Origin of the sequence: Haloarcula regularis, assembly GCF_029338315.1 — an archaeon.
In the GTDB taxonomy this organism is placed as follows: Archaea; Halobacteriota; Halobacteria; order Halobacteriales; family Haloarculaceae; genus Haloarcula; species Haloarcula regularis.
This window is the reverse complement of record NZ_CP119794.1, coordinates 1,131,233-1,140,324: the sequence shown is the minus strand read 5'-3', so window position 1 is coordinate 1,140,324 and position 9,092 is coordinate 1,131,233. Positions and strand designations below refer to the sequence as shown.

At 62.5% G+C, this 9,092-nt stretch carries 9 protein-coding genes and 1 pseudogene; 8 read left to right on the top strand and 2 right to left on the bottom strand.

The genetic code is table 11. The annotated features are described in order from the left end of the window. The first annotated feature begins 29 nt into the window (after nucleotides 1-29). From P1N55_RS06215 to P1N55_RS06200, 4 genes are all read left to right on the top strand, one after another. Nucleotides 30-587, top strand: coding sequence for a DUF4910 domain-containing protein (locus tag P1N55_RS06215; RefSeq protein WP_276278076.1), 558 nt, complete (start codon nucleotides 30-32; stop codon nucleotides 585-587). Next, entirely contained in the window at nucleotides 584-1,420 is an 837-nt protein-coding gene (locus tag P1N55_RS06210; protein WP_276278075.1) for a hypothetical protein, read from the top strand. Before P1N55_RS06215 ends, P1N55_RS06210 begins: the two co-directional genes overlap by 4 nt. Before the next feature lie 117 nt (nucleotides 1,421-1,537). Then, entirely contained in the window at nucleotides 1,538-3,181 is a 1,644-nt protein-coding gene (locus tag P1N55_RS06205; RefSeq protein ID WP_276278074.1) for a hypothetical protein, read from the top strand. 11 nt (nucleotides 3,182-3,192) lie between these two features. Continuing rightward, nucleotides 3,193-3,954 carry a CatB-related O-acetyltransferase gene (locus tag P1N55_RS06200; protein WP_276278073.1) on the top strand — a complete coding sequence of 254 codons (762 nt, stop codon included), beginning with the start codon at nucleotides 3,193-3,195 and terminating at the stop codon, nucleotides 3,952-3,954. A 27-nt stretch (nucleotides 3,955-3,981) separates the two neighbouring features. On the opposite strand, the gene P1N55_RS06195 is transcribed toward P1N55_RS06200, so the two are convergent. Beyond that, nucleotides 3,982-4,932, bottom strand: coding sequence for a hypothetical protein (locus tag P1N55_RS06195; RefSeq protein ID WP_276278072.1), 951 nt, complete (start codon nucleotides 4,930-4,932; stop codon nucleotides 3,982-3,984). A gap of 85 nt (nucleotides 4,933-5,017) precedes the next feature. Here P1N55_RS06195 and P1N55_RS06190 point away from each other — a divergent pair, with 85 nt between their 5' ends. The 4 genes and pseudogenes from P1N55_RS06190 (at nucleotide 5,018) to P1N55_RS19640 (ending at nucleotide 8,530) form a co-directional block, all read left to right on the top strand. Then, on the top strand, nucleotides 5,018-6,028 hold the full coding sequence (locus P1N55_RS06190) for an O-antigen ligase family protein (RefSeq protein ID WP_276278071.1): 1,011 nt from the start codon (nucleotides 5,018-5,020) through the stop codon (nucleotides 6,026-6,028). A gap of 5 nt (nucleotides 6,029-6,033) precedes the next feature. Then, nucleotides 6,034-6,297 carry a hypothetical protein gene (locus P1N55_RS06185; protein WP_276278070.1) on the top strand — a complete coding sequence of 88 codons (264 nt, stop codon included), beginning with the start codon at nucleotides 6,034-6,036 and terminating at the stop codon, nucleotides 6,295-6,297. A 104-nt stretch (nucleotides 6,298-6,401) separates the two neighbouring features. Beyond that, nucleotides 6,402-7,343, top strand: coding sequence for a glycosyltransferase family 2 protein (locus tag P1N55_RS06180; protein WP_276278069.1), 942 nt, complete (start codon nucleotides 6,402-6,404; stop codon nucleotides 7,341-7,343). Nucleotides 7,344-7,449: 106 nt separating this feature from the next. Beyond that, nucleotides 7,450-8,530 (top strand): annotated as a pseudogene (locus P1N55_RS19640) (glycosyltransferase family 4 protein). 36 nt (nucleotides 8,531-8,566) lie between these two features. Here P1N55_RS19640 and P1N55_RS06170 read toward each other — a convergent pair. After that, nucleotides 8,567-9,091 carry a hypothetical protein gene (locus P1N55_RS06170; RefSeq protein WP_276278068.1) on the bottom strand — a complete coding sequence of 175 codons (525 nt, stop codon included), beginning with the start codon at nucleotides 9,089-9,091 and terminating at the stop codon, nucleotides 8,567-8,569. Nucleotide 9,092 lies beyond the last annotated feature (1 nt).

Here is a 9,092-nt window from a genome sequence, read left to right as displayed (position 1 = left end):
AGTCGTTCGAGGGAGATCATCCGGTCGACATGGCTGCTCGCTGGGCGCTCGCGGGCGACGAGTACGACGAACACGAGTTCGCTCCGACCGGCAGCGACGAGCGACAGTACGGCACGCCGGGCTTTCGCATTCCGACCGGGACCATCGCGAAGGACAAATATTATGAATACGACGCCTACCACACATCGAAAGACGACCTCTCGTTCGTCTCTAGCGAGGCACTCCTAAAGACCTTCGACCGGTACGCCCGAGCGATCAATCTCCTCGAGACCGACCGCGTCTATGAGCGAGTCGACCCGCATTGTGAGTTCAAACTCGACAGACACGACCTACATCCGACAACTGGTGGGCAGAAGAAACAGCCGGGCCACCTGAAGGGGGAAGACCACGAGTCGTTCGAGTACCGACTGGACGACGGCGAGGCAGCATCCGGTGACGTCTTCGACGCGATCAATTGGCTGATGTTCGGGTGCGATGGCGAAACGACTTTGTTCCAACTGGCTAATCGCTCCGGCATGAACCCACGTACCCTCCACCGGGCTGCCTGTGAGCTGGTCGACGCGGGGCTGCTGGAGGAGTCAGCATGAAACTACTCCTGTTTTCCGGAAGTCACGCCCGACACGTCTACGTCCACGAACAGATGATTGCATCGGACGACTTGGAGATCGCGGGGATCGTCTCGATGCAGCGCGAGAGCACGCTGCCCGATCCGCCGGTGGGGTGGCCTGAACACGACCGGGAGCTCTTCAAGCACCACTTCGAGCGACGCGATGAAGTCGAACGGGCGACCTACGGCGACCGGTCGGTCGAGCGCTACGAGGACGTCGCTCCGACGCTGTTCGTCGACAGAGACGAACTCAACTCCGAGCGGGTTGCGGAGTTCGTCTGCGAGGCCGACGCCGACGCCTGTTTCATCTTCGGTTCCGGCCTAATCCTTGACCCCGTGTTACCGGTGCTTCCGGAGTGGCGGCTCAACTTTCATCTGGGACTCTCCCCGCGGTACAAGGGGTCTGCGACGCTGTTCTGGCCGTTTTACTTCCTCGAACCGCAGTTCGCCGGGGGGACGCTCCACCAGATTGTGCCCGAACCCGACGCTGGCGGCATCGTCCACCACACTGTCCCGGAACTGGAGCGGGGTAACGGCGTCCACGAAACTGCTGCCGACGTCGTCGTCCAGTTCGCCGAGGAAACCGTGATGCTGCTCGAACAGCTCTCCGAGGCCGGTTCGCTCCCTGTCGAAAAGCAGACGCGTACTGGAAAACTCTTTCTCTCGGACGACTTCGACCCGCACCACCTGCGGGTCCTCTACGACCTCTACGACAACGACATCGTCGACGAGTACCTCGATGGGAACCTCGGGGAGCGCGAACCCGACGTGATAGACGCATTTGAGAAACTTAATCTCGACAGGCCAAAGTAAACGGGCAAAGAGTCTAAGATACTAAAGGGCGGTCTGCTACACACCACCCACTTTTAAATTGACGAGACGGAAAATGTGAAAGGGTTTTCTGTCGGTTCGCTCTACCGGTTTCTATTGATGCCGACGAAACACGACCTCAAGTGGCGGGCAGTCGAGTCAGCTTTGTCGGTCGCGTCGACCATGGGCCAGCGCGAGCGACTGCTCAACCAGGTCGTGAATCGAATCACAGACGAACACGAGCTCGTCGACGCATCGATCCGAGAGTTCGAGTACGCGGGGGCCTCGGAGGGGATGATCCTCTATCCGCTTGTTCAAGGCCGGTCCCCCGTCAGGAACTACATGGTCTGTGCGCTAGCTCACGCTTTTCGCGTGCGCGGGTACGAACCACTTGTTCTCCTCTGTGATGCGAGCCTCGAGATGTGTATGAAAAGGCGTCATGACGAGCACGACGACGCCAGGTGTGCTGTATGTACTCACACTGGTCGGAAACTGTTCGATGCGTTCGGACTCGATCCGATCTATCTGAGCGACGTTCCTGTCAATACAGGCGAGCAGTTCTCCGTTGACGACCCCGAAGACCCGTTCGACGTTGAGTACGGTGGTGTCGACCTCTCAAATTTCGCAATCGGATCAACGCGGAATAGACTCAAGCGAAACGAGATCAACCTCGAAGATGCAGAGACGCGGATGATGTACGAAGGTTTTCTTCGGAGCGGTGCCCATCTCGTCGATGCGACCGATCACCTCCTCAATCAACATGACGTTACCCACGTGCTGGGGAACCATCCAGCGTACCTCTATGGTGGCGTCCCGCTCGCGGCAGCTAGAGAACGAGGCGTCCAGACGATCACGATCATGGGTGGCAAGCGAGACCGGACGCTCATCGTCGGCTACTTCGACGACGCGACGCCACTACCGACCTACACTGATCAGGCATATCTCGACGAGGTACTAGAACGCCCACTGAAAGATGAACAGAACGAAGAACTCGACGAGCTAATCGAGGGGCGACGCGACGGGTCGACGGTCCGATACCACTACGCTGGCGGTGCCGACGAGTCCGTCGATGCGGACGACGAAGCGCTGATGGTTGGGGTGTTTTCGAATCTCATGTGGGACGCCTCGCTGGGTTCGAAGGCGATCACGTTTGCCAACCCCTACGAGTGGGTTGTCCAAACGCTATCGACACTGACCGGGCACGAGAGCGTCTCTGTGATACTCAAACCCCATCCTGCCGAAGCGATGCGTGATTCCAACCGCCGGCTCGACCACTGGCTGCAGCGAGAACACCCCGAACTCGTTAATCGTATCGATCTATTACCACCCGACACTGATGTCAGCCCCTACGAGATGATAGCCGATATCGATATTGGAGTCGTCTACAGCACGAACCTCGCCTTGGAGATGGCGATTGAGGGGATCCCAGCAATTGTCGCAGCCGACGTCCACTACAGAGGTCACGGTTTCACCATAGACCCCGAAGGCCGGGAAGCGTATCTCGAGACGCTCCGGAACATCGAGGACATCGAAATGACCGCCGAGATGCAGACGCGGGCCCGTCGGTACGCCCACCTGCTGTGGGTCCGCAAACACATTCCGTATCCGGTCTACGAGACGAGTTCGAAAGACGATTTTGGGAGCGTCCACGCGCTCCCCGTCGACCACGACGATTTAACACCCGGGAACAAACACATCGATTTCGTAATCGACCGCGTGCTCGCAGGCGAACCGGTCGTCCAGCCCCTTCGGGGAGACAACTGACTGAGGTCGAGATGCCACCTACACAGCGCCTCAAGTCGGCGATTTCCCGCCTCCTCTCGAAGACTGGTTACCCTGCCATAGTTCGCCATGCCCTCACCGCCTCGCCGGCCTCAACTTGGTTCGAGGTCTCCGAGACGGCCACTATCGCGCGCGGTGCCCGACTGGAGGGTGACGTCGAAATCGGGCCCGGCGCGCAGATCGAACGCGACGCATACGCGCGTGGAAGGATTGAAGTCGCCGACCGTGCTCGGATCGGTCCTGAGTCCCGGTTGGAGGGGACGGTCATCGTCGGCGCAGGAACAAACCTCGTCAGAGGGGTTGAAGCGGTGGGCGACGTCAGGTTCGGGAAGTACAATGCAATCGCGCGACGGGCGACACTCGAATCGCGCAACCATGAGATGCACAGACCGTCTCTCCAGATGCGGTTCTATCGCGACCGACTCGATGACGAGCTCCCGCACGTTTCAGACGGACCGATTCGAACCGGTCATGACGTCTGGCTCGGCGCTGACGTGACCGTCCTCTCGGACGTTGAGGTCGATACGGGCGCGATCGTCGGCGCCCGATCGGTCGTTACCGACGACGTCCCTCCGTACGCAATCGTCGCCGGTGTCCCTGCCGAACATAAGGGCTGGCGGTTCGACGCCAATACCCGCGAACAGTTGCTCGACATCGCCTGGTGGGACTGGAGCGATGACCGGATTGCACGCAACGCCGAATTTTTCCGGACGGATCTCAGAAACGTCGACGACCTTGACGCCCTCATCGTTTGAGGAGGCGTTCCGACGTCACCGAGACATTCACCTGTATCCGAGTGCTTCCAGCCGTCGGCTGGCGGCGTCTCCGACTGACTCGGTAGCACGCGAGCGGTCGCCAGCGGCCACCCGCTTGCGCTCTCCGCGCTCGAAGACCAGCCACGGAACCTTGACTAGTTCAGGCGTGTAGATGCCGTAGGGGTGGCCGTACAGACGAAAGGGGAGCGGACCGACGCGCTCGCCGGCCATGTTGCCGTGATCTGATGTGACGACGGTCCGGCCCGCGAAGGCGTCGAGGAGTTCCTCAACGTGCGGGAGGACGAGTTCGAGGTTCTCGATATAAGCGTTCCAGACCGTCTCGTTGTTGAGTTCTCCAGCCTGGAGTCGTTCCCACACGGTTGCGTGGTCGCGGTCAGCGTCCGCCTCGCCGTCGGCGAGTCGCCGCGAGAGCTCGACCCCGGACTGCTCCCCGATGGCCTCGCGTCCGGTTTCGCCGACAAACGGATAGTGGGGTTGCATGTAGTGGACGACGATTCGCTTATCGGGATACTGTTCGTGGGCCTCAATGGCCGCTTCGGTCACCGGACCGGGCGGGACCGTCCCGAGTTTTTCGTCCCATGCAGACTCCCAGACACTCACCACCTCATAGCACTCGTCGCTCAGGTAGACATCTACCTGTGGATTGCCGGTGACATACACCGTATTGAGCAGGTCGGCGCCGACGAAGTTCTCCGTGAGGAACTCGGGGGTGTTCGATCCACGGGAGCGGCGCGACTCCAGTCGGTCGGCGTGCCAGCCAGTCTCTGCGAGCATGTCGTAGCGACAGGCGTCAAACAATACTAGGTTGTCCCAGTCTTCCTTGAGGACGCGGATTCCTCGCTGAGTCCAGCGGTAGTACGTCGTCCTGAGGAAGTGGGGAATCGCGACGTCGCGCCACCAGTAGCGGTCGGTCGCATTCGCCCGAATTGTCCGAAGATACCGCTTTAGTCGCACCATTTCGATATTTCCAGCGGTCGGGTTAATACTTTATGACCGAAGCCGCGAGAGAAGGGTTTACTGTGACCCGCATGAATGTCGAAATATGTCGACGTTTTCAGATAATGGTTATGAAACTCAATCACCGGACACAGCGCTGTCCAACGTTTGTTTCTGGCTCGCTCTCGCGGTCGTATTTATAGTTCCGTGGCGCAACGCATACTATCCGTCCGGAACCTTTACAATCGGTATCTACGTTGGCGCGGTTTTCGGATTCGCATGGACCCTGAAGGTGTTGCTGACAGATACGACGCGCTCGCCGAACATATTCCACATCATATTCGTGGTCTTCGCCTGCCTGAATCTGGTCTCGATACTGTGGGCAATCGATCCCGGTCGGGCGCTGGCTCGGTCAATCCGATACATCTACTTCACGGGATTTCTCCTCGCACTGTGGGATACGCTCCGAACGCGCCGGGATCTGCTATACGCGCTCCAGGCGTGGGCGTTTGGCGGAGCGGCCCTGCTCACGACCATCGGGATCAAAGCGGTTTTCGGCGTAGTCCAGCGCTATGAAGCGTACAACCGCATATCGGCAATTGGGTACGGGCCCAACAGTACCGCGGTATTCCTCGCACTGACGATACCCGTTGCCTGGTATCTCGCCCAGTCCGAAGACGCCCCAGGCGGGACTTGGATGACCGTCTTCAACTACCTCTACACCGTCCTCGGATCTGCGGCAGTCTTCGCCACCGGCTCCCGGGGTGGCCTCATCGCGTTTGTCCCCGCTGTCGGCTTCGTCGTCGTCTACGGCTTCGAAAACCCACTGATCCGCCGTCACCGCTGGACATTTCTCATCAGTGGTGCTGTAGCGGCTGCGGTAGTCCTTCAGTCAATCCCGTCGGTCACCTACAGAAGACTCGCCACGCTTCCGGCGGCGATTCTCAAAAACCTCCAGGGTGACGGACGGATGCGCTTCTGGCTGGCCGGCCTTGACGTCTTCCGCGAACATCCAGTCCTCGGCGTCGGCAGCGCCGGGTTCAAACCCGCCATGATCCCGTACTTCGGCCGACAGCACTCACCCCACAATACTTTGTCTCTGTCGGCGTCGACTTAGGACTGGTGGGACTGGTCGTCTACGGAGCCTTGCTCGCGGTCGTCGTCCGGCACCTCATCCAGCGCGACCGGACACTGTCCCGGCTCTGGATGACGTTATTCGCAGTCTGGTTCGTCGCCGCTAACGCCTTCGGCTACCAGACGGCAATCTCGACCTACGTGTTATTTATCTTAATACTCGTCGGAGCCTACACTCCGGACGCGACCGGGACTGAGAGAAACCGGGAGTTGGACAGCGGCGCGACCAGACCGCCCGGCGAGCAGTTGTAGCCGAATACCTGACCTGGCCGCGAAACGGGCCCGGCCGGATGACGACACGAATTCGACGGCGGCCAGTCGAGCATTTAAATACGCCGGTGGCGAACGGTCGCGATGTGTCGTCACCGCTCGTCAGCGCGGTCGTCCCCACCTACGAGACCGACAGCGACGGAACCGTCGCCCGCGCCGTCCGGAGCGTCGCCGCGCAGACCTACGATCCAGTTGAGCTCGTCGTCGTCGACGACTGCTCGCCGGAGCCGGTCGCGGACACCGTCAAGGACGCCGACGCTGCAGGACTCGCCGACGTGACCGTCGTACGCCACGACGAGAACCACGGGGCGAACGCCGCCAGAAACACGGGTATCGAGGCTGCTGACGGGGAGTTCGTCGCCTTCCTCGACGCGGACGACGAGTGGCGCCCGCAGAAGATCGAACGGCAAGTCGCTCGCTACCGCGAGACCGACGAGTCGGTCCGGGCGGTCTACACCGGCATCGAACAGGTCGGGCCGGCAGGCGAGACGACCGCGGTGTCGACCGCCGACCGCGAGGGCGACCTGCGAAAGCGCCTCCTGCTGGGCAACGTCGTGGGTTCGTTCTCCGTGTTGTTCGTCGCCGCCGACGCGCTCGGAGCGACCGGTCCCCTTGACGAGCGGTTCCCGTCCTGGCAGGACTGGGAGTTCTACGTCAGGCTCTCCGCGAACACAGAGTTCGCGGCAGTGGCTGCCCCGCTCGTGGTCAGGCACAACGAGGGCGAACAGATAAGCCGGAACTACCGGGCCAAGGCCGAGACGTCGGCGCCGCTGCTCGTCGAAAAGTACGGTCCGGTCGCCGCTGAGTACGGCCGCCTCTTCCACCGGCGCTTTCGCGGCCACCTGGCCCACGAACTCGGCTACGCCGCTCTCGCCAACGGGGAGTACGCCGCCGGCCGGCGCCACCTCCTGTGTGCTGTGGCGCTGGACCCGTTCCAGCCCAACGTGTACCCGCACCTGCTGGCCGCGCTCGGCGGCGAACGTGTCTACGAGGGCGCCCGGCGACTCAAGCGTACCCTCGTCTCGTGACGGGACGAAGCGTGACCCCAGTCGCACGTTGGGCCGCGAATTCCGACCACCTCGACGGTCGCTCGCCATCACAACGACTAACCGCCGACCCGCCGATGCCACGAACATGGTGTCGGTCCTGTTCCTCGTCGGGTCGGTCTCGGCGACGTCTATTCCCGTGGAACTCGCTATCGTCCTCGCCCGGGAGACCGACACCGACGTGACGATCGTCCCCTTTTACGACGACGAACCCCCCGATGGCATCCCGGGACTGGACGCCGTCAACGTTGCGGCTCTTGGCGCTGACTCGCGGTTCGACCTGGGTGCGTTCCGGGCGCTGTGGACCCAGTTGCGCGAGCATCGAGTGGACATTCTCCACACCCACGACAACTTCCTTGGGTCTGCGGGACGGGTCCTCGGGGCGCTCGCACGACGACGCATCGTCGACACCGAACACCGTGCGCACGACTCCATGACCACGCTCCAGAATCTCGCCAACGCCCCGACGCTCCCGCTGTCGACAGTTGTCGTCGGCAACTCGCAGACAACGCTCGATTCGTTCGGGCTGGTCGAGCGGGCGCTACTGAGTGCGGCGCAGACCCCAACAAGAGTCATTCACAACGGCGTCGACGTCAAGCGCGTCCGGGCGGCGACGCCTGCCGAATTCGGCGCGGGACCGACGGTCGTTTGCGCGGCACGGTTCGTCCCTGTGAAAAACCACCAGACGCTCGTTCGTGCGTTTGGGCGGCTGCTGGAAGACCACCCCACCGCACGGCTCGTCCTCGCCGGTGACGGCCCACGGCGTCCGGCCATCGAATCCCTGGTCGCCGACCTCAGGGTCGAAGACGCCGTCCGGTTCGTCGGGTCGGTGTCCCGCGAACGGGTCTACGAACTGTACGCCGGGGCGGACGCGTTCGCCATCGCCTCCCGCGCGGAGGGTTTGCGTCGCCGCGGTGGAGGCGCTGGCCGCCGGGCTCCCCGTCGTCGCGAGCGACATCCCCGTCTTCCACGAGGTGCTCGGCGACGCCGCGGCTTTTGCGGACCCGGACGACCCCGGCGCGTTCGGCGCGCGACTCGCCGAGATGCTCACGGCGTCCGACCGGGCGGCGCAACTCGGCAACGCCAGCGTCGAGCGGGCCGAGCAGTTCCGAATCGAGCGGACCGCCCGCGAGTACGCTGCTGTCTACAACGACGTGCTGAGCGAGTGACGAGGCGACCGGCCGTCGTCGGGGGTCGACTCGTGTTCACTCGGCCGCGGACGCCTCGCCGTCGGGCAGGAGTCGGCCGTGCCGCCGGTAGCGGTCGGCGAGGAAGACGGCGATACTCACCGTCAGCGCTGTCCCGAGCACCCGCGGGTCGGACGTGACGTAGAGACTGGGCGTCGGCGGCCGCCACCAGGTGAGCGGGTAGAGGTAGAAGTCGGCTCGCCCGTCGGCGTAGACGCGCAAACCGTCGACGAGCAGCGACGACAGCCCGCCGAACGCGATGAAGGCGTAGGCCCGCCGCCAGCGGTCCCCGAAGAACACGGCGACGGCAGCGGCCAAGAGGAGGGCGCCCCCGAGCCGATTGAAGCCGGCGAACGCAAGGTCGACGCCGAACACCGACCGCACGTCGAGGAGGCCGAAGACGACGATTTTGGCCTTCACGAGGTCGGGTATCGCCGCTCCGCACATGGCAACAACGACCCACTGGCGAGGGACCTCGACCCACCAGCTCGTGACAGTAAGGACGACGTATGGCACGAGGACGTGGGTGAGAAGATCCGCCATG